Raw genomic sequence first — 19,700 nt, forward strand, 5'->3', positions numbered from 1 at the left:
CTAGTTTATTTTCCGGCACACCCTAAGTAAGTGGCATTGCCCCTAGGGATGGGCGGGGGCTGTCCGGGAGAGCTGGTGGCTGTCCGAGAGAGCCGGTGCCGGAGAAAGTCCTGGCACAGAACGAGAACTGCGGCGGCGGCCCGGGGGATCGGGCCGCCGCCGCAGTCGTGACACCGCGGGAACGGTGGTCTAGAAGGCCGCCTCGTCGAGGTCCATCAGCGCGTTGTCCGTGGACTCCAGCGACTTGCGGCGGGCCGACAGCTCGGGCAGCACGGTCTTGGCGAAGAACGACGCCACCGCGATCTTGCCCTCGTAGAACGGCTTGTCCTTGGCCGACGGCGTGCCGTCCAGCTTGGCGAGCGCGATCTCGGCCTGGCGCAGCAGCAGCCAGCCGACCAGCACGTCACCGGCGGACATCAGCAGCCGCACCGAGTTCTGGCCGACCTTGTAGATGTTGCGCACGTCCTCCTGCGCGGAGGTCAGGTAGCCGATCAGGCCGCCGAGCATGCCCTGGAGGTCCTCGAGGCCCTGCTTGAGCAGCGCCCGCTCCTCCTTGAGTCGGCCGTTGCCGCCCTCGCTGTCCAGGAACTTCTGGATCTCGCCGTTGATGTGCGCGAGCGCCTGGCCCTTGTCGCGGACGATCTTCCTGAAGAAGAAGTCCAGCGACTGGATGGCCGTGGTGCCCTCGTACAGCGAGTCGATCTTCGAGTCCCGGATGTACTGCTCGATCGGGTACTCCTGGAGGAAGCCGGAGCCGCCGAGGGTCTGAAGCGACTGCGCGAGCTGCTCGTAGGCGCGCTCGGAGCCGACACCCTTGACGATCGGCAGCAGCAGGTCGTTGACGCCCTCGGCGAGCTTGGCGTCCTCGTCACCTGCCGCGATCTTGTCCTGGTAGGTCGCGGTGTACAGGTACACCGCGCGCAGGCCCTCGGCGTAGGCCTTCTGGAGCATCAGGCTGCGGCGCACGTCGGGGTGGTGCGTGATGGTCACGCGCGGCGCGGTCTTGTCGGTCATCCTGGTCAGGTCGGCGCTCTGCACCCGCTCCTTGGCGTAGGAGAGGGCGTTGAGGTAGCCGGTGGACAGCGTGCCGATGGCCTTGGTGCCGACCATCATGCGCGCGTACTCGATGACCTGGAACATCTGGGCGATGCCGTCGTGCACCTCGCCGAGCAGCCAGCCCTTGGCCGGGGTGCCGTGCTGGCCGAAGGTCAGCTCGCAGGTGGTGGACGCCTTGAGGCCCATCTTGTGCTCGACGTTGGTGACGAAGGCGCCGTTGCGCTCGCCGGCCTCGCCGGTCTTGGTGTCGAAGTGGAACTTGGGCACCAGGAACAGGCTCAGGCCCTTGGTGCCGGCCTTGGCCTCGATGCCGGGACCCTCGGGACGGGCCAGCACCAGGTGCATGATGTTCTCGGTCATGTCCTGGTCGCCGGAGGTGATGAACCGCTTCACGCCGTCCAGGTGCCAGGAGCCGTCCTCCTGGAGCACGGCCTTGGTGCGGCCAGCGCCGACATCGGAGCCAGCGTCGGGCTCGGTGAGGACCATCGTGGCGCCCCAGCCGCGCTCGATCATCAGCTCGGCCCAGTGCTGCTGCTCCTCGGTCCCGTTCTTGTACAGGATCGTGGCGAAGTTCGGGCCGGCCATGTACATGAAGGCGGCCGGGTTGGCGCCGAGGATCAGCTCGGCGGCGGCCCACTGCACGGTGGGCGGGATGCCGAGGCCGCCGAGCTCGTTGGGCAGGCCGAGGCGGTACCACTCGCCGTCCCACAGCGCCTTGTACGACTTCTTGAGCGAGTCGGGCAGGGTCGCCGTGTGCGTCGCTGGGTCGAACACCGGCGGGTTGCGGTCAGCGTCGGCGAAGGACTCCGCCAGCGGCCCGACGGCCAGGTTGTTGAGCTCGCTGAGCACACCGCGCGCGGTGTCCTCGTCGGCTTCCTCGAACGGCCCGGTGCCGAGGCGGTCCTGGACGTTGAAGACCTCGAAGAGGTTGAACTCAAGGTCCCGGACGTTGCTCTTGTAGTGGCCCATCTCGTAGCTCACCCCTGAAAACGTGCGCGGTCTGCGCGGTCCCCGGCGGGGCCTTGTCCCCTACTGACCGGTAACAACAGAGTATTACCTGTCAGTAACCCGGGCAAGGTCGAATCGCCCGGTTGTGGCGCAGCCAACGGAAGTAAAGATCGTGTTTCCGCTGGTCAGCGTCGATACGGAAAATCGGGCACCACCCGGTGGTGGCGCCACCGGGGTGTCAGCCCTCGTTGACCGCCGGCCGGTCGAGCGTCGACGACTGGGTCGGCACCTGCGCCTCCCGGTGCGAGGCGAGCAGCCCGGCCCGGAAGGCGAGGGCGACCGCGTGCGTGCGGTCCCGCGCCCGCAGCTTGCGCAGGATGCTCTTCACGTGGGTGCGCACGGTCTCCACCGACACGAACAACTTCTTGGCGACGGCCTGGTTCTCCAGCCCGTCGGCGATGAGCTGGAGCACCTCGTACTCCCGCCGGGACAGCGGCTGCTGGGGCGTCGGCTGGTGGCCGGGCACCAGCCCCTTGGCCAGCGGTGCCAGCGTCGGGTCGATGTACTGGCGTTCCTGGTAGGTGCGCCGGATCGCCTCGACGATCTGGGCAGGCTCGGACGTGCGCAGCACGAAGCCCTGCACCCCGACGGCCCGCGCCGCCGCGAGGTACCCGACGTTGCGGTGCAGCTCCCGCACCAGGGCCAGCACGACCAGGGTCGGGTCGCTGCTCCGCAGCACCTGCGCCAGGTGTGCGCGCGGGTCGAGCACCGAGTCGATCATCATCACGTTCGGGTGCAGCCGGTCGTGCAGCTTCACCGCCGTGTGCAGGTGGCCGGTCGAGCCGAGCCACCGCATGCCGGGAGTCCGCAGGATCAGCGAGGACAGGCCCTCGCGGAACAGCGGAATCGGATCGACCAGTGCTATCCCAGGCTCACCGGAGGCAGACCGGGTCGCGCCCGCCGTCCACAGCGGGCGTGGGTTCATGGCTCCGCGCATCTGAGCTCCGATCTGTCACCCTTTCAGGCGAGACGCCCGGGCCGTCGCCTCCTGACGCGATAGGCGCAACTTTGTGTGAACTCATCTCGGAACCTCACCCACACGGGTAGAAAACGGACATCACGGTAACGCTGGGGGTCGCGGCGGTCGCCCGGTGCCAGCCGCGCCGCCGCGCGACGCTGCGGGAAGTTCGGTCGGTCGGGCGATTCCGGTTCCGCCCGTCGCGTCGGCGGTCGCGGTGGTCGCGGCTGCGGTCGCAGCGGCGGCGGCAAAGCGAATCGCATTCATGGAAAACTATTCTTTCCCGCCTGTCATAGATCGGTTCCCGGAAGCCATACCAGCGACAATGACGCAGGGTCACTCGATGATTACCGCGCTGGGGCCTGGCCCCATCTCCGGCCATCTGATTTCTCGCGCAAATTCCGCTGTTCTGCTTCACCGCATGCGAGCTTCTCGCTATTGTCAACGCCTGCTTTTCAACACGGAGACGCGCTGTGTCGAACACGCCCTGGTTGGCTCACCCGTTCACCTGTCGAGTGTTGTCGCACCCGACTGCGCCCGTTTCCCGCAGCCGGTGGAGGACAGCGTGAACAATGGCATCACCGCCGATGGTTGGCCGGTGGAAAGCCTGCTGGGACGGTTGTCCGAGCAGGCCCGCAAGACCCTGCTGGCGGCCGGTCGCCGTCGCCTGTGCCCAGCCAGGCAGGCCATCCTCCGACAGGGTGAGCCGGGCGACCACGTCGTGCTGCTCGTCGCCGGCTTCGTCAGGGTGGTCGCCATCGCGGACGTCGGCGGCGAGGCCCTGCTCGCCATCCGGGCAGGCGGCGACCTGGTCGGCGAGATGGCCGCGCTGGACGGGAAGCCGCGCTCGGCGACGGTGTGGACGTGCACGCCTGCCGAGGTGCGCACGATCGGCAGGTCCGAACTGGACCGGGTGACCGAGGAGTTTCCCGAGGTCGCCACGGGTATCAGCCGGATGTTGTCCGCGCGCCTGCGGTGGGCCAACCGCCGACGGGTCGACTTCACCGCGAGGCCGGCGCCGACCAGGGTCGGCAGGGTGCTCGCCGAGCTGGCGCTCGCCTACGGGCGGCCCGCCGAGGACGGCCTTGACCTCGGGGTGTCCCTCACCCAGCGGCAGTTGGCCTCGCTGGCCGGTGTCAGCGGCAGCACCGCCGAAACGGAACTGCGCAAGCTCGAAAAAATCGGCGTCGTTCGCTGGGGTTACCGAAGTGTCCTGGTTCGCGACGTTGAACGGCTGCGCAGGCGGGCCGAAATCGCCGAAGAGAATCCCCACTAGCGGGGATTCACGCTGGTCCTTTGGTGGGAAGTTTCCCGGGCGGAACGTGCCAAGTGCGCGTTTCCGCAGAGAAAGGCAGACCGACTTGTCCCCAGTTGGGCCATTAAAGCGTGGTATGCGCATGTCTGAGGAGCCGGCCCCCGCCCCTGCGGGCGCCGAGGCCGGGGCCGCCCCGCTGCCGCCCGACCAGGACCGGGCCCGCGTCGACCAGGTGCCGTCGGCGGAATGGCGCCGACACAACCAGGTCATCAACAACTTCTACGGCGACCCGCACGCCGGCCGCGCCAGGTTCGGCATCGCCGTGCACGCCTCCGCTCGCACCGTCACCGGCCCGATCGGCGCGGCCGAGGTGGCCGGCGTCCTCGCCGGCTACGTGCCGCCGGACGGTTTCGACGCCGCCGTCGCCGGCCTGCGGGAACGCCACCTCCTGGTGCTCGCCGGCCCGGAGGGGGTCGGCCGACGCGCAGGCGCGATCGCGCTGCTCGGCCGCGTGCTGACCCACGGCGAGCCGTTGGTCGACCTCGCGCCGTCCGCCGCGCTCCGCGAGCTGGCCGCCGAGGGCGGGCTCCGTCCCGGCACGGGCTACCTCGTGCGGGACCGCGTGGAGACCGGCGAACCCACCGCGCGGCAACGGTTCGACGTGGAACGGCTGGTCCAGCAGCTGATCAGGATCGGCTCGTTCCTGGTCGTCACCGCGGACGCGGACGCGGCCACCCGCCCGCACCTGCGCGAGCTGTCAGTGCCGTGGCGCGCGCCGAACCCGTCGTGGCTGTTCGACATGCTGGTCGCCGACGTCGACCGGCCGGCCGCCGACGACCCGGCATACCGGAGGCTGCGCGACCGGGTCGCCGCGCTGACGCTGCCCCGCGAGGTGATCGAGGTCGCCGCGCGGCTGCCCGACGGCGTCGACGCGGCGCTCGGCGCGCTGGACGACCCCGCGCCCGGCGAGGTGGCCGACTGGTTCGACGACCGGCGCTCGCTCCGCGACGTGCTGTCCGTGGCCGCGCTGGCGTTCGCCCACGGCCTCCCGGAACCCGCCTTCGAGGCGCACCGACAGCGCCTGCTCGCACTGGCCGGCGAGGCGTTGGCGGCGACGGATCGAGGTCCCGCCGACAAGACCGAACCGCCGCAGCACGCCGTCGACCGGCGACAGAAGACCAGCCTGCCCGCCCTGTCCAGCCACCTGCCCGCCGAGCCCGGCGAGTCCGGCGGCGAGCACCGGCTCGTATTCCGATCGGAGTCCCACCGCGAGCGGGTCATCGCCGAGCTGCACGACCGCCACAGCGTCGAGGTGTGGGGCCCGCTGTGCGCGTGGGCGCACGAGATCGCCGCGCAGCGGCCCGTGTCCGAGGCGCACGTGCAGCTCGCGCTCGGCGTCTCGCTGCTGTGCCGGGTCGCGCCGGCCGAGGTGCGGGAGTCCCTTCTGGCGCCCTGGTCCGACGGTGAGCCGACGCAGTGGCTGACGGCGTCCTACGTGCTGTCCTGGATGTGTTTCACCGACGCGCTCGCGCCGGTCGCGCTGCGACTAGCGCTCGCCATGGCCGGCGACCAGAGCCCGGGGCGGCGGGCGACCGCGGCGATGTCGTTCGCCGGTGTGCTCGGCATCCGCTACCCGGCCGAGGCGCTGACCAGGCTGTGGCACCTGGCCCTGCGCGACGGCCAAGTCTCCCGTCTCGCCCGCGAGTCGCTCGACTCGCTGTTCTGCGGGACCGCCGCCGAGACCGTCGACTCCGTGGTGGTGCTCGACTTCCTCGGCAGGGCGCTGCGGGAGACGGCGCGCGTCGACAGCACCGCGCGCCGCGTCGACAACGCCATGGCCGCCGTCGTCGCGGTGCTCGCGGCGGTGCGGCCGGACACGGGGGAGCCGATGGCCGCCTTCGTGCTGCGGTCCGATCGGGCCAGCGCGCCGACGCTGGGCTGCCTGTGGGCCGAGGCGTTGCGCGGCGCGCGGCGACGCGGCGGGGCCGTCGACGCGCTGCGCGCCACCCTCGCTGCGCTCGGCGGCGGCGAACAGGGCAGGGAACTGGCCAGGTCGCTGGGCAGCCAGCTGCGCGCCCACCTGTCGGGACGGAAGGCGCGGCAGCTTCGCGGACTGCTCGGCCGCGAGCTGCGCAGGCCGGCCGCCGGCCAACGCCTGCCGGACGCACTGACCGCGGCCCTGCTCGACGCGTTCGACGCGCCCGCTCATCCGGTCGCCCATGGAGCGAGAGTCCGCTGAGCGCCACCATCGCGGAACCGTCCACGCCCGCCCTAGTTGTGCGGCAACGGATACCCAACGCGCGTCGCCGAGGTCGCCAGGTGTCCAAGGAACGCGGTGACTGCGGGCGGCACGGCCCGGCCCCGGCGGGTCACCGTGTGCACGTGGCGCACGGGCGTGTCGTCGGGGTGCAGCGCGACGAGGGCGATGTCCCGGCGCGCGGACGGCGCGGCCAGCGAGGGGATCAGCGTCGGGCCGAGCCCCGCCGAGACGAGCCCGAGCTTGGAGGTCCAGCCGCCGACGACGTACTCGACGCGCGGCAGGAACCCGCCGGCCGCGCTCGCGCTGAGCAGCGTGTCCTCGACCCGTCGGCTGCTGGCGATCCAGTTCTCGTCGGCGAGTTCGGCCAGCCGCACGTCGCTCCGCCCGGCGAAGCGGTGGTCCGGCGGCAGCGCGACGAACACGGGGTCGTCGACGAGGTGGCGCAGGTCGAACAGGTCGCGGTCGAACACGTGGCCCGGGTACGCGGCGACGACGGCGAGGTCGAGGTCGCCGGAGTGCAGGTGGTCCAGCAGCGCGGCGGACAGCTCCTCGGTGAGCGAGACCGAGATCCGGGGGTGCGCGGCGCGGAAGGCCGCCAGCGCGCCGGGCACGAGGGCGGCGTTGGCCGTGGCGAATGCGCCGACCCGCAGGCGGCCCTCGGTCAGCTCGGTCAGCGCGGCGAGGTCCCGCTGGGTGCTGTCGAGGCGGTCGAGCAGGGCGTCGGCGTGCGGCAGCAGGGCGCGGCCGTGCTCGGTCAGCCGCACGCCCCGTGGCAGCCGGTCGAACAGCGTGGCGCCGAGTTCGGCCTCCAGCGTGGAGATCTGCCGGGAGATCGCGGACTGGGTGTACCCGAGGGTGTCCCCGGCAGCGGTGAACGAGCCGAGCCGGGCCGCCGTGCGGAAGACCTCCAGCCAAGCCATGTCCATATCGCATGCTAACCATGCGAGACATTCGTTTGTCGCCTGGCTCGGCCGTGCCTAACGTCGACGGCATGAACAAGATCGCTTTCCTCGGGCTCGGTCGCATGGGTCTGCCGATGGCCCGCAGGCTCGAGTCGACCGGGCACACCCTGACGGTCTGGAACCGCAGCGCGGCACGCACAACAGGGTTCGCCGAGGTCGCCGCCAGCCCCGCCGAGGCGGTCCGGGACGCCGACCTCGTGATCACGATGCTGGCCGACCCCGCCGCGGTCGAGGCCGTCGTGGCCGGGTTCGCCGACGAGCTGCCGCCTGGCGCGGTCTGGATCGACATGTCCTCGGTCGGCCCGGCGGCCGTCGCCGAGGTGACCAGGCGATTCCCGCCGGGCACGGTCGTCGTGGACGCGCCGGTGATGGGCAGCGTCGGCCCTGCGGGGTCGGGCGGCCTGACCGTGCTCGCCGGCGGCCACCCCGCCGACCTCGACCGCGTCACGCCGGTGCTGGAAACGCTCGGCCGCGTCGTCCGCTGCGGCGGCCCCGGTTCCGGCGCGGCCCTCAAACTCGTGCTGATCAGCGCCGTCATCGCGGGTGTCGCCGTCGTCGGCGAGGCGCTCGCCCTGGCGGACTCCCTTGGTCTGCCGGAGGACCTAGTCCTGCGCACCCTGGCCGCCGGCCCGCTCGGCGGCGCGGTCACCCGCGCCACCACTCGCGACGCCGACTTCCCGGTGCGCCTGGCCACCAAGGACCTCACGCTCGCAGCAGGCGGCCCCGTCCTGACCGCCGTCCGCGACCTGCTCGCCGACCACCCCGAACTCGCCGACCACGACCTCGCCCGAGTGGTCGACGCGATCAGAACAGGCACCGACGGCAACGGGTGACAATCCCCGGCGGCAACACAGTGGAGGTGCCTCCCGAATTCGGGAGGAACCCCCATTGTCGTGCTGAAACACGTTATGGAGCGGGCGACGGGAATCGAACCCGCGTCCTCAGCTTGGGAATCCGTAGTGCCTGGCTGGAAACGCGCCCTGACCTGCGCTCGGGGCGAGTCACGAGTGACCGCTGTTGACCGTTGCTGACCAGGGCTAACAGCACGTAGACAGCAAGACCACCTGATTCTTAGTCGCGGCTGCCCCGCCCCGTAGTTCCATCGTGCGGCGTTTGGAAACCGGGCCACTAGACCGTTGAACTGCACAAACTCAAGTGAAGCTGTCTTCTGTCCCGTAACTGTCCCGCACCCGCCGGGACCAAAGCCCGTTGGCAAGCCGGTGGGCTGGTCGACGCCGCCAAGGCGTTGAGCTGTCCACGGGCGCGGCAGCCGTGCGCCAAGACAGCCCGGCTTGTCGACCACCTCGAGCTCGTACCGAGCTCTGCGCTTCTGAACGGTTTGTCGTGGCGCCTGCGAACCGGCCGAACGTTGCACGACCATTCGGCCGCATCTGTTGGTTCAGGCGTTCGTTACTCTAGGAGACCGGCCCCGTGGTCCGAGGTGTTGCGATCACCTCGGAACACGGGGTTTTGGCATCCCGAGGAACTACTCCTCGATCCGACCGGTCCCAGCGTTGTTGATGATCAGCTGGGCGGTGTTGCGAGCAGATGCTTTGCTCACGTAGGTCTCGCTCGTAGCGAGGATGTTGCTCCCGGACATGATCCGGAAGTACCACTGGCCGTTCGTCGCCGGAAGGATCTTGAAGACCACGGCGACCCCCTTTCCCTCGGTGTGCACACGCTGTGACGGTGCGCACTGAATGAAAGTTGAGCACCCCGGCCTCAAGCTCGCAAGTAAGTCGAACCTATGTTCGCCACGAGATGTAGTGGTATCCACAGGCTGTGCACACTCCATCTCGTACTCGCCCACATGGGAGCATACGTCTGACCAGGAGTTACACGACTGTTATTACCGAGTTATCCACAGATCACCTTATTCAAGTGAGTGACGAGCATCACACTTTGACCACCGAATGGGGGGTTGTTTTGACAAGGCTGTTTGGGCGAGACACCGTGAAGATTTAGACCATTGCGGTTCCTGTGGGGTCGCTCGGCCGCTGTCCCGGCTGGCCGGGGTAGGCCCTACCTCCCGTCGCCGGGCGCGGGTGGGTGGCCGAAGGCCGGGCCCCGCCCGCTTGCCCGAGCGACAAAGAGACGGGGCCGTGAAGCGCTGCCGGTCGGGATCAGCACAGTGCGGCCGAGCGGCCCCGCAGGGGCCGCCTTGACCAAGAAAAGAAACTCTGAACGCGGCGGCAGAGAGGTTCGTCCGGATGGGCTCAAGCGGCCGGAACGGATGAAGTCGGGAGGACGAGCGATGCGACGGCGGTTGGTTCTGGAGTCGGAAGGCCGTCCTCGCGGAGTCCTTCGAGATGTAGGCCCATAGCCTCACGCATGAGCTGGACGCAGTCCTACTCGTAGGCGCTGGCTCCCGCGACGCAATTGGCGAGTTGCACGCCCTGGTCGGGGTTGCCGGTCAGCGTGGCCTGGTCTGCCAGGCCGGCGAGGACATGGGCGCCAAGCTCGGGGCTCCCGGCGGCTTGCGCCAGGCGGAGCGATTGGATCAGGTAGCGCTGGGCGAGGGAGTGCTCGCCGTTGTCGAACGCCATCCACCTGAGCAGGTACAGCTGTTCCGCGGGCTGCCTCGTAGAGCGCTCCGCCGTTGGCGGTGGTCGGGTCGTTCGTGCGGAGCAGCGGCACGACGTGCCCGGTGAGGTAGGCGGCGAGCTGTCGGCGGGCGTGTCCGCCGCCGCGCATCACGTCCAGCTCCTGGAAGACGCCGAACGTCCGGCGGATGGCGTCCACCTGTTCGGTACTGATCTTGCCGGTTGCGGAGGACGCTTCGTCTAGCGTGGCGAGGAGCCAGTCGCGGCTGGGTCCGACTGACGCGGCCACGGTGAACAGCGCGCCGGTCAGGAAGCGCCTGCGTTCCATGTCGTGCTTCCCTAGCTCGGCTACTGCTTCCGCCGTAACCGGCAGAGAGGCCGCGTAGGTAAGGCCGAGGTCGGCCAACGTGATGTCGTCGGTTTCTTGCGGCGCAGGGGTTTCCGCATCGTGGGAGTCACGCGGTCCCCGGAACCAGCGAATGCGGTGCGGGCACGGGCGCCACGGACGTGGACCAGGACGACGGGGCGGCCTGCGTGCTCGCTCCGATTGGCTGAACAGCACGCGGACAGCACGGCGATGCTCTGACACGATCACAAGACGAAGGCCCAGGTTGGGAGCGAAACCGCTCCTGGCCTGGGCCTTCGTATTGTCTGAGCGGGCGACGGGAATCGAACCCGCGTCCTCAGCTTGGGAAGCTGATGTTCTACCATTGAACCACGCCCGCAGTGCCTGGATGAGGCTACACGACGCCGTCGCGACCGTGCACCGACCTCCCTCTCAGGCGTGTCCTCTAGTCTGATGCGCGTGTTGCTGAGTGACCGTGATCTGCGCAAAGAGGTTGAGTCCGGGCGGTTGGGGCTCGACCCGTTCGACGTCGACCTGCTCCAACCGTCGAGCATCGACGTTCGGCTGGACCGGTTCTTCCGGGTCTTCAACAACACCAAGTACACACACATCGACCCGAGCATCCAGCAGGACGAGCTGACGTCGTTGGTGGAGAAGGAGGACGACGAGCCGTTCGTCCTGCACCCCGGCGAGTTCGTGCTCGGCTCCACCTTCGAACTGGTCAGCCTCCCCGACGACCTCGCGGGCCGCCTCGAGGGCAAGTCCTCGCTCGGCCGCCTCGGGCTGCTGACCCACTCGACCGCCGGCTTCATCGACCCCGGCTTCACCGGCCACATCACGCTGGAGCTGTCCAACGTGGCCAACCTGCCGATCACGCTCTGGCCCGGCATGAAGATCGGCCAGCTCTGCCTGTTCCGGCTGAGCAGCTCGGCGGAACACCCCTACGGCTCGGCGCAGGCCGGTTCCCGCTACCAGGGCCAGCGCGGGCCGACGCCGTCGCGCGCCTACCTCAACTTCCACCGCACGGACACCCGGCGCTAGCCGTCCAGGATGTCTCCGTAGCGCGCCAGCACCCTGGCTCGCAGCTCGGGATCGTTGCGCGGCACGGGTTCCAGGAAGATCTCGTCCAGGTCGGTGAACTCGGCGCGCAGTTCGCCGTCGATGCGCACGCAGGCGCGTTCGAGGTCGGCTGCGCCGAGCGCGTCGTCGAAGTCGAGTCGCGCGCACAGCAGGACGCTGTCGGTGCCGGTCAGCATCGTCAGCAGGTCGACCACCTGCTCCACTTCGGGCACGGCGGCGAGCCGGTCGCGGATCCGCCGCACCAGCCTCGGGTCGGCCTGCCGTCCGATCAGCAGCCCCCGGTTGGTCCGCCCGAGCAGGTAGGCCACCACGGCCAGCAGCACGCCGATGGCCAGTGAGGCGACGCCGTCCCACACCGACGAGCCGGTGAGTTGGTGCAGGCCGAGTCCCGCGAAGGCGATCACCAGCCCGACCAGGGCGGCGGAGTCCTCGAACAGCACCGTCTTGCTGGTGGGGTCGTCGGAGTAGCGCAGGTAGGCGCGCACCGTGCGCTCCTCCGCCCTGGCCTCCCGCAGGACCTGCCGGACGGCCTGCGTCCACGACACCGACTCCAGCACGAACGCCACCGCGAGGACGACGTGGCCGACCAGCACGTTGGACTGCTCCTGCTGCGGCCCGAACACCGTGCGGAAGCCTTCGTAGAACGCGAACATCGCGCCGGAGGCGAAGATCGACACGGCGGCCAGCAGCGACCAGAAGTAGCGTTCCTTGCCGTAGCCGAAGGGGTGCCGCCGGTCCGCGGGCCGACCCGAGCGGCGCAGCGCGGTCAGCAGCAGCACCTCGGTGAAGGTGTCCGCGACCGAGTGCGCCGCCTCGGACAGCAGCGCGGCCGACCCGGTGGCCAGCCCGGCGAACAGCTTCATCAGCGCGATGGCGAGGTTCACGCCGCCCGCGAGCAGCACCGTCAGCGTGCTCTCGCCGCCGTCGCGCTCCGCCATCGCCGCCTCCATGGGACTTCGTTGCCGACCCCGGAACCCTATGGTCGGGGCCGCGCCCGCGCCCCGCGGGTCTCGTTTCGGTCTCGCCGCAGCAACGCTCAGGAATTTCTCAGAACCCGCGCAACCTCCCCCCTGGGTAGGCGTCTTTCTCGATGTCGGAACAAGCACGGCTAACTGAGGGAATCCCGATGGAAATCATGAGGAACAATGCTGCCCGCCGCATCTCGGCCGGGATTGCCGTTGCCGCTGTTGTTGCGGCTCCGCTGATGTTCTCGAGCGTGGCATTCGCCGACCCGCTGCCCGGCGGTGCTATCGGTGGCAGCGTGTTCTTCGATCGCAATGGCGACGGGATTCGCCAGGCGGACGAGCCGGTGCGGCCGAATGTGGAGATTCACTTCCGCAGTGTTGCCGATGGTAAGACGGGCAACTTCACCACGGATAACAACGGTAACTACACGGTCACGCACGTCGCCGATGGCGACTACGAAATCAGCTACGCCGACGACGCATTCGCCTCGACCACGCAGGGCACGCAGAAGGTGACCGTCAAGAACGGCAGCATCGTCAGCGGCGTCAATTTCGGAGTGCGGGGCGGTTCGATCTGCGGCACCGCGTGGAAGGACCTCAACAACGACAACCGGCGGCAGGCGGACGAGCCGGTGATTCCCAACCACACCGTCGGCATCGTCGGGCAGGGCACCAAGTACGTCAACACCGGGGCGGACGGCAGGTACTGCCTCCAGGACCTTCCGGTCGGCACTTACACGCTGCAGACCAACGACCGGAGCCTCCTGGACGGCACCGGCTACGCCAACGCCCTGTGGAAGCCGGGGCAGCTCCCGGACGCGCACGGCGCCTCGAAGTTCGACCTCACGGACGGCATGTCGGCTCCGGTGAAGATCGAGAAGGGCGCGAACGGCTCGATCACCCAGATCGACAACTTCGACACCGGCTTCGTGCCGGCCAACATGGACCTGGTGGCGGCGAGGATCGGCTTCGACGGTGTTCCCGGGGGCAGGGACACCTTCCAGGTCGGTGACACCTTCACGGTCTACGGCAACGTGCAGAACGCCGGTGCTGTCGCCGAGCAGCTCGGCGCGACGCTGACCCTGCCGGAGGGGCTCAAGGTCCTCGACCGCGAGGGCGGCATGCCGTCGGAGGTGCGGGGACAGCAGGTCGTCGGCCAGTTCCACGAGCGCCGGTTCCGCAACGACTGGGAGTTCATCGGCGCGAAGGTCCAGGTCGTGAAGGCGTTCAGCGCAGCCGAGATCAAGCTCGAGGTCCCTCGCGGGGTCTTCAAGGACATCAACCCGGACAACAACGTGCTGACCCGCAAGATCAGCGCGGTTGACGCTCCTGCTACCAGCAGCACCCCGGCGGCGCCGTCCACCGACACCGCCGCCCCCGCCGCCGCCGCCGTGCAGGATGCTGCGGTGACTCCGGTGGCCGAGACGAAGGCGCTGGCCAACACGGGTGTCGCGCCGCTTGGTGTGCTCGGTCTCGGCAGTGTCCTGCTGGTCGGTGGCGGTGCCGCGGTGTGGGCCGCTCGCCGCAAGCGCGTCTGACCGCAAATGTGACGCTGTAACCCAACACGAGGACGCTATAACCCAATACGAAAGAGCCCGGATTCACGCTGTGAATCCGGGCTCTTTCGCTGCCGTCTTTCGGCGCTTGGATTCCGTGAAATTTCCGGTGGATCAGTGCAACCGTGCCGAACGGTGGACGTCTTTCTTGATGTCGGCACGAACGAGACTGGAACTGGGGTAGAAATGGAATTCTGGACGCTTAAAACTGCCCGTCGAATTGCCGTCACGGCCGGCGTGGCCGCGGCGACCCTCGTGCCGCTCGCGGTGACCGGCACCGCGGTCGCGGACCCGGGGGCCAACAGCATCGCGGGCGCCGTGTGGTTCGACCGCAACGGTGACGGCGCTGCGCAGGCCGGCGAGCCCGGCGTCACGACCGCCTCCGTGCGGATCTTCGACACGACCCACAACAAGGAGATCGGCGTGTTCAAGACCGACGCGCACGGTCGCTTCCGAGTGGGCGACCTCGTCCCTGGGACCTACACGATCAGCGATATGAGTGCGTCGGGATACCTGGAGACAACCCCGGGAACGATCACCTGCGAGGTCGGCCCCAGCCAGTGTGCGGCGAATTTCGGTCTGCGTGGCGCTTCCGTCTCCGGAATAGCCTGGAAGGACCTGAACGGTGACGGAATTCGTCAGCCGGGCGAGGCGGTGTTACCTGGGGTGACCATTCATGACTATCTCACGAGCGTGGTGACCGGACCCGACGGCAGCTACCGGTTCGACGACCTGCCCACGATGGACTTCTCCGCGCAGGCCCCAGCGATCGATCCCACGACGCGCTATGTGATCACCCGGCCGCATCAGGGTCCCGCCGACACCGACTCGGACTTCGACTGGGCCAACGGATGGCTGCCCGACTCGACCCTCAAGGCCGGCGAGGTCCGCGACCACGTGGACGTCGGCTACACCGCGCCCAAGGCCGACCAGGGGGTGACCCTCACCTCGGACAAGGACCTCGGGTCGCTGCGGGCCGGTGAGGACGCGACCGTGACCGCGAAGATCGACCTGACCAACGACTGGCCCGGCATGTCGGCGCTGCGGGTCGAGCTGCCCGAGGGCCTGTCGTTCGGGAAGTTCTTCGTGCCGTCGGCGTCTGTCGACAAGATCAACGACCGGACCGACGAGGTGAGTTGGCTCCGCAACCAGGAGAGCGGCTACTCGCGGTACGCCGTGATTCCGGTGCACGCGGACCGCGCCACGACGGGCGAGGTCGTCATGCGGCTGGTGAGCACCCACGGCAGCACGGACACCAACCCGTCGAACGACGTGGCCAGGGCCAAGGTCGTCGTCGCCGACCCGCAGTCGACCCCGACCACCGCTCCTCCGGTCGACTCGACGACGCCCGTGGCGGTCGTTCCGGCCGCCGCTCCCGCCGCCGCTGCTCCCGCTGCCGCCGTGCAGGATGCTGCGGTGACTCCGGTGGCCGAGACGAAGGCGCTGGCCAACACGGGTGTCGCGCCGCTTGGTGTGCTCGGTCTCGGCGTTGTCGTGTTGGTCGGTGGCGGTGCCGCGGTGTGGGCCGCTCGCCGCAAGCGTGCCTGACCGGAAATGTGACGCCGTAGCTCAACACTGAAGAGCCCGGATCCACACCCGTGGATCCGGGCTCTTTGCGGCTCTCGATACGGGAGACGACCCATTCCTGCGCCGAGGTAACTGCGAGAAGACGGTTTGATAATTCGGGCAACCGTCGGCGCGAATGGGCGTCCATCTGATGTCCGAAAAGCAGGGGACCGGCTTTCGGAATTCCGCGTGGCACACAGCAAAACTGGGGGAGTCTTGCGTAGCGAGAACAGGCCCTATTTAGGGTCGGTAGATCACATCAGGGCGTTCGCGGCCCTGCTCGTGGTGTGTTATCACGGCACTCAACTGTTCATGATGGCGATGTCGGGCGATCGGCCGTTCGACCGCGACCGAGACTGGCCGTATTCGACGAACCCGCTGGCCACCATCGTCTACGAGGGACACACCGGCGTTTCCCTGTTCATGGCTCTGAGCGGTTTCATCTTCACGATCGGCACGCTGGACCGCCGGATCTCGTTCGGCCGTTTCATGTCCAACCGGCTGCTGCGGATCTATCCGCTCTTCCTGTTGATCGTCGTACTGGCCATCGCGATGAAGCCGTGGGAGTTCACCGTCCAGGGTTTCGCGCTCCAGGTGCTCGGTTTCGGCAACTGGCCGGCGGCGTTGCAGTTCGGCGCGGTGGGTGTGGTGTTCTGGGCCATCGCGGTGGAGATGCAGTTCTACGTGCTCTTCCCCGCGCTCAACGCCCTGCTCAGCCGGTTCGGCCTTCGCCAGTTCCTGCGGCTGTTCGGCGCGGTCGTGGCGGTCAGGATGCTCGTGTGGGCGGCCAACGCCCAGCACCTCATGCTGTACGACAGCCTGGCCGGCCGGATCGACCAGTTCCTGCTCGGCATGGTCGCCGCGTGGTTGTTCGTCCGGCACCGGGACCGGTTCCTCGGGTGGTGGAAGGTCGCGGGTGCCGCCGCGCTGGCGGTCGGCATGCTGTGGGCCTTCAACCAGCTCCAGGGTCAGCGCTCGCAGGCGGCCTGGCGGATCCTGTGGCCCGACGTCGAGGGCGCGGTGTGGGCGCTGGTGATCCTCACCTACGTCGTCACCTGCCGGTCGACGGGCTGGTGGTCCAGGGCCCTGTCGAAGGTCGGCGAGCTGAGCTATTCGGTCTACCTGCTGCACTACGCGATCCTCGCGGTGCTGGTGAGCCACCGGGTCTGGATCGCGCTGCCCGGGGTGAGCCCCCTGCACAACGGGCTGATCACCTCGGTGGCCGCGATACCGCTGGTGCTGGCCGTCTCCTGGCTCACCTATCACGGCGTGGAGAAGCTGTTCCTCCAGTTCCGGGTCAAGTACCGCCTGCCGGACGGCGGCTCCGTCCCGCTGGCGGACCGGTCCACCGGCCTCCGCGCCGGTCCGGCGGAAGGCTGAGGGCTGAGGGCTGAGGGCTGAGGACGACGATGCCCCGGCCGCGATCGCGACCCGGGGCATCGGTGGCCTGCTGTCTTGGCTACTCGCCGGCCACCGGCTGGCCGTTGTCGACGGGCTGGCCGCGCCGAACGGCGGACAGCAGCAGCTGGGCCACGTCGACGACCTCGACGGCCTGCGGGGCGACGCCCTCGTCCTGCCGCGCGGTGACGCCGTCGGTGAGCATCACCCGGCAGAACGGGCAGCCGGTGGCGATCTTGGCGGGCGCGGTGCCCAGCGCCTCGTCCACCCGCTCCAGGTTGATCCGCTTGCCGATCCGCTCCTCCATCCACATGCGCGCGCCGCCGGCGCCGCAGCACATGGAGCGGTCGCCGTGCCTCGGCATCTCCCGCAGCGTGCCGCCGGCCGCGCCGAGCAGCTCGCGCGGCGCCTCGTAGATCTTGTTGTGCCGGCCCAGGTAGCACGGGTCGTGGTAGGTGACGTCCTCGGTGATCGGCGCGACCGGGACGAGCCGCCGCTCGCGCACCAGCTTGTTCAGCAGCTGCGTGTGGTGCACGACCTCGTACTGGCCGCCGACCTGCGGGTACTCGTTGGCGAGCGTGTTGAAGCAGTGCGCGCAGGTGACCACGATCTTGCGCTGGGTCGGGGTGCGGCCCTCGAAGACGGTGTTGAGCACCTCGACGTTCTGCTGCGCCAGCATCTGGAACAGGAACTCGTTGCCGGCGCGGCGAGCCGGGTCGCCGGTGCAGGTCTCCTCGGAGCCCAGCACCGCGTACTTCACCTCGGCGGTGTGCAGCAGCTCGGCGACGGCCCTGGTGGTCTTCTTCGCGCGGTCCTCGAACGCGCCGGCGCAGCCGACCCAGAACAGGTACTCGACGTCTGCGGCCAGCTCGCCGTCGAACACCGGCACCTCGAAGCCGAGGCCCTCGGTCCAGGCGAGCCGGTCCTTGGCGTTCTGTCCCCAGGGATTGCCCTTGTTCTCCAGGTTCTTGAACATCCCGCCGAGCTCGCTGGGGAAGTTCGACTCGATCAGCACCTGGTAGCGGCGCATGTCGACGATGTGGTCGACGTGCTCGATGTCGACCGGGCACTGCTCGACGCACGCGCCGCAGCTGGTGCACGACCACAGCACCTCGGGGTCGATGACGCCGAGCTCGTCCGGCCCGCCGATCAGCGGCCTGCCGGCCTCGGCGAGCGCGAGCACGTCGATCTTGGCGAGCCGCGCCTCGGCGTCGTCGCCGGTGATGCCGACCTCGTCGCCCGCCATGTCCCTGCTGCCGCCGGCCAGCAGGTACGGGGCCTTGGCGTAGGCGTGGTCGCGGAGCTGGGTGATCAGCAGCTTGGGGGACAGCGGCTTGCCGGTGTTCCACGCGGGGCACTGGGACTGGCAGCGGCCGCACTCGGTGCAGGTGCTGAAGTCCAGCCAGCCCTTCCAGGAGAAGTCCTCGATCTTGCCGGCGCCGAAGACGTCCTTCTCGGGGTCGGCCTCCTCGAAGTCCAGCGGCTTGCCGCCGCTCATCATCGGCTTGAGCGCGCCGAGCGCGACGTCGCCGTCGTCCTCGCGCTTGAAGTAGATGTTGAAGAACGCGCTGAACCGGTGCCAGGCAACGCCCATGGTGAGCGTCCTGCCGACGACCAGCAGCCAGACCATGCCGGACAGCAGCTTGATCAGCGCCAGGATCGACACGGCCGCGGTGCTGGACGGCAGCGCGTGGCCGATCGGGTTGGACAGGAAGTTCGCCCAGTTCGGCTGTTCCTCGATGCCGCTGGCGACCTTGAAGAACTTGACGCCGAGGATGCCGATGCCCTCGATGATGACCACGGCCTCGACGAAGTACGCCTGCCGGAAGTTCGAGCCGGCGAACCGCGACTGCCGGTCGGCGCGGCGCGGGTGGTTGAGCTGCCGGATGATCACCAGCGCGACGCCGCCGACCACCGTGCCCCAGCCGAGCAGCTCGGTGAGCAGGTTCCACACGGCGAGGTCGCCGAACAGCGGCCAGTGGAAGGTCGGGTCGAAGGTCTCCCCGTAGGCCTCGAACCACACGAGGCTGCCGATGAGGAAGCCCCACATCACCATCCAGTGCCACGGCGCGACCTTGCGGAGCTTCGCCATCCGCGTGTGCGCCACGAACTCCTTGATCAGCGTCCCCATGCGGGGAACGAAGGGGCCGTTGCGTGTGGGGTCGGGCTGGCCGAGCCGAATGATGCGCACCATCCGGACGACGCCGGAGATGAACACCGCCCACGCGGCGAGGCTGAACAGCACGCCGACCAGGCCCAGCGTGAGCTGCAGGGCACCCATGTTCGCGTCCTCCGGTCCGATACGTATTGCCTGGGGAGATTACGCCTCATTACTGACCAGTAACCACTTGGACGTGGCCGGGGTCGCACAACCGGGGACGTGTTCCGGTCAAACTAGTTGAACTATCGTCCCACTAGTGACCATGTATCTGTGGCTCGGCGTGGCCATCGTGTCCGAGATCGCCGCGACGATCTCGCTCAAGCTGTCCGAGAGTTTCACCCGTCTGGTGCCGTCGATCGTCCTGGTCGTCGGCTACCTCGTCGCCTTCACCGCGCTGTCCTTCGCGCTGAAGGCGGGCATGGCCATCGGCGTCGCCTACGCGATCTGGTCGGCCGTCGGCGTCGCCTTCGTCGCCGTCATCGGGGCGCTGTTCCTCGGCGAGAGCATGAACCTGACCATGGCCGGCGGCCTGGTGCTGATCATCGGCGGCGTCGTGATGCTGGAACTGGGCCAGGCGCGGTGACCG

At 68.9% G+C, this 19,700-nt stretch carries 14 protein-coding genes, 1 tRNA gene and 1 pseudogene; 8 read left to right on the forward strand and 8 right to left on the reverse strand.

What is annotated here, in order from left to right:
• Window positions 1-189 precede the first annotated feature (189 nt).
• A complete protein-coding gene (locus tag F0L68_RS39800) occupies window positions 190-2,025 on the reverse strand; it encodes an acyl-CoA dehydrogenase (protein ID WP_149855135.1) in 1,836 nt (611 codons plus the stop codon).
• Window positions 2,026-2,242: 217 nt separating this feature from the next.
• Window positions 2,243-2,989, reverse strand: a complete 747-nt coding sequence (locus F0L68_RS39805) for a response regulator transcription factor (protein WP_223199565.1) — start codon at window positions 2,987-2,989, stop codon at window positions 2,243-2,245.
• Between the two features lie 598 nt (window positions 2,990-3,587).
• Between F0L68_RS39805 and F0L68_RS42940 the strand changes: the two genes are divergently transcribed.
• Both F0L68_RS42940 and F0L68_RS39815 read left to right on the forward strand, forming a co-directional pair.
• Complete coding sequence (locus F0L68_RS42940) at window positions 3,588-4,298, forward strand: Crp/Fnr family transcriptional regulator (protein WP_188317088.1); 711 nt, start codon at window positions 3,588-3,590, stop codon at window positions 4,296-4,298.
• 121 nt (window positions 4,299-4,419) lie between these two features.
• Window positions 4,420-6,516 (forward strand): hypothetical protein, encoded by a 2,097-nt coding sequence (locus tag F0L68_RS39815; protein ID WP_149855106.1) that lies wholly within the window; start codon window positions 4,420-4,422, stop codon window positions 6,514-6,516.
• Between the two features lie 32 nt (window positions 6,517-6,548).
• On the opposite strand, the gene F0L68_RS39820 is transcribed toward F0L68_RS39815, so the two are convergent.
• Window positions 6,549-7,457, reverse strand: coding sequence for a LysR family transcriptional regulator (locus tag F0L68_RS39820; RefSeq protein ID WP_223199566.1), 909 nt, complete (start codon window positions 7,455-7,457; stop codon window positions 6,549-6,551).
• A gap of 71 nt (window positions 7,458-7,528) precedes the next feature.
• Between F0L68_RS39820 and F0L68_RS39825 the strand changes: the two genes are divergently transcribed.
• Window positions 7,529-8,332 carry an NAD(P)-dependent oxidoreductase gene (locus F0L68_RS39825; RefSeq protein WP_149855108.1) on the forward strand — a complete coding sequence of 268 codons (804 nt, stop codon included), beginning with the start codon at window positions 7,529-7,531 and terminating at the stop codon, window positions 8,330-8,332.
• A gap of 653 nt (window positions 8,333-8,985) precedes the next feature.
• Here F0L68_RS39825 and F0L68_RS42945 read toward each other — a convergent pair.
• The 3 genes and pseudogenes from F0L68_RS42945 to F0L68_RS39845 form a co-directional block, all read right to left on the reverse strand.
• Window positions 8,986-9,177 carry a YegP family protein gene (locus F0L68_RS42945; protein WP_188317089.1) on the reverse strand — a complete coding sequence of 64 codons (192 nt, stop codon included), beginning with the start codon at window positions 9,175-9,177 and terminating at the stop codon, window positions 8,986-8,988.
• Window positions 9,178-9,847: 670 nt separating this feature from the next.
• Window positions 9,848-10,105, reverse strand: a pseudogene (locus F0L68_RS39840) (NsdA family TPR-like regulatory protein); the annotation flags it as partial.
• Between the two features lie 591 nt (window positions 10,106-10,696).
• Window positions 10,697-10,767 (reverse strand) — tRNA-Gly (locus tag F0L68_RS39845).
• An 80-nt stretch (window positions 10,768-10,847) separates the two neighbouring features.
• Between F0L68_RS39845 and dcd the strand changes: the two genes are divergently transcribed.
• Window positions 10,848-11,429, forward strand: coding sequence for a dCTP deaminase (dcd, locus tag F0L68_RS39850; RefSeq protein ID WP_149855112.1), 582 nt, complete (start codon window positions 10,848-10,850; stop codon window positions 11,427-11,429).
• On the opposite strand, the gene F0L68_RS39855 is transcribed toward dcd, so the two are convergent.
• Window positions 11,426-12,406, reverse strand: coding sequence for a cation diffusion facilitator family transporter (locus F0L68_RS39855; RefSeq protein ID WP_149855113.1), 981 nt, complete (start codon window positions 12,404-12,406; stop codon window positions 11,426-11,428). The two genes, dcd and F0L68_RS39855, sit on opposite strands and share 4 nt — an antisense overlap.
• A gap of 278 nt (window positions 12,407-12,684) precedes the next feature.
• Here F0L68_RS39855 and F0L68_RS39860 point away from each other — a divergent pair, with 278 nt between their 5' ends.
• The 3 genes from F0L68_RS39860 (at window position 12,685) to F0L68_RS39870 (ending at window position 16,935) form a co-directional block, all read left to right on the forward strand.
• Complete coding sequence (locus F0L68_RS39860) at window positions 12,685-13,971, forward strand: SdrD B-like domain-containing protein (protein ID WP_188317090.1); 1,287 nt, start codon at window positions 12,685-12,687, stop codon at window positions 13,969-13,971.
• Window positions 13,972-14,124: 153 nt separating this feature from the next.
• Window positions 14,125-15,537, forward strand: a complete 1,413-nt coding sequence (locus F0L68_RS39865; RefSeq protein WP_149855115.1) for an SdrD B-like domain-containing protein — start codon at window positions 14,125-14,127, stop codon at window positions 15,535-15,537.
• Window positions 15,538-15,744: 207 nt separating this feature from the next.
• The gene (locus F0L68_RS39870) at window positions 15,745-16,935 is read left to right on the forward strand and encodes an acyltransferase family protein (protein WP_223199567.1); all 1,191 of its coding nucleotides are present in this window, start codon (window positions 15,745-15,747) and stop codon (window positions 16,933-16,935) included.
• Between the two features lie 79 nt (window positions 16,936-17,014).
• Here the strand turns inward: F0L68_RS39870 and F0L68_RS39875 are convergent, their stop codons facing one another.
• Window positions 17,015-19,234 (reverse strand): (Fe-S)-binding protein, encoded by a 2,220-nt coding sequence (locus F0L68_RS39875; protein ID WP_149855118.1) that lies wholly within the window; start codon window positions 19,232-19,234, stop codon window positions 17,015-17,017.
• A 142-nt stretch (window positions 19,235-19,376) separates the two neighbouring features.
• On the opposite strand from F0L68_RS39875, the gene F0L68_RS39880 reads away from it, so the two are divergent.
• On the forward strand, window positions 19,377-19,697 hold the full coding sequence (locus F0L68_RS39880) for a DMT family transporter (RefSeq protein WP_306463219.1): 321 nt from the start codon (window positions 19,377-19,379) through the stop codon (window positions 19,695-19,697).
• The last annotated feature ends 3 nt before the right edge of the window (window positions 19,698-19,700 follow it).

Origin of the sequence: Solihabitans fulvus (assembly GCF_008386585.1) — a bacterium.
In the GTDB taxonomy this organism is placed as follows: domain Bacteria; phylum Actinomycetota; class Actinomycetes; order Mycobacteriales; family Pseudonocardiaceae; genus Solihabitans; species Solihabitans fulvus.

Bases quoted from the DNA above. Each gene is read 5' to 3' on its own strand.
- F0L68_RS39800 (WP_149855135.1), bottom strand. From the start codon at position 2,025: ATGGGCCACTACAAGAGCAACGTCCGGGACCTTGAGTTCAACCTCTTC.
- F0L68_RS39805 (WP_223199565.1), bottom strand. From the start codon at position 2,989: ATGAACCCACGCCCGCTGTGGACGGCGGGCGCGACCCGGTCTGCCTCC.
- F0L68_RS39815 (WP_149855106.1), top strand. From the start codon at position 4,420: ATGTCTGAGGAGCCGGCCCCCGCCCCTGCGGGCGCCGAGGCCGGGGCC.
- F0L68_RS39820 (WP_223199566.1), bottom strand. From the start codon at position 7,457: ATGGCTTGGCTGGAGGTCTTCCGCACGGCGGCCCGGCTCGGCTCGTTC.
- F0L68_RS39825 (WP_149855108.1), top strand. From the start codon at position 7,529: ATGAACAAGATCGCTTTCCTCGGGCTCGGTCGCATGGGTCTGCCGATG.
- F0L68_RS39855 (WP_149855113.1), bottom strand. From the start codon at position 12,406: ATGGCGGAGCGCGACGGCGGCGAGAGCACGCTGACGGTGCTGCTCGCG.
- F0L68_RS39875 (WP_149855118.1), bottom strand. From the start codon at position 19,234: ATGGGTGCCCTGCAGCTCACGCTGGGCCTGGTCGGCGTGCTGTTCAGC.
- F0L68_RS39880 (WP_306463219.1), top strand. From the start codon at position 19,377: ATGTATCTGTGGCTCGGCGTGGCCATCGTGTCCGAGATCGCCGCGACG.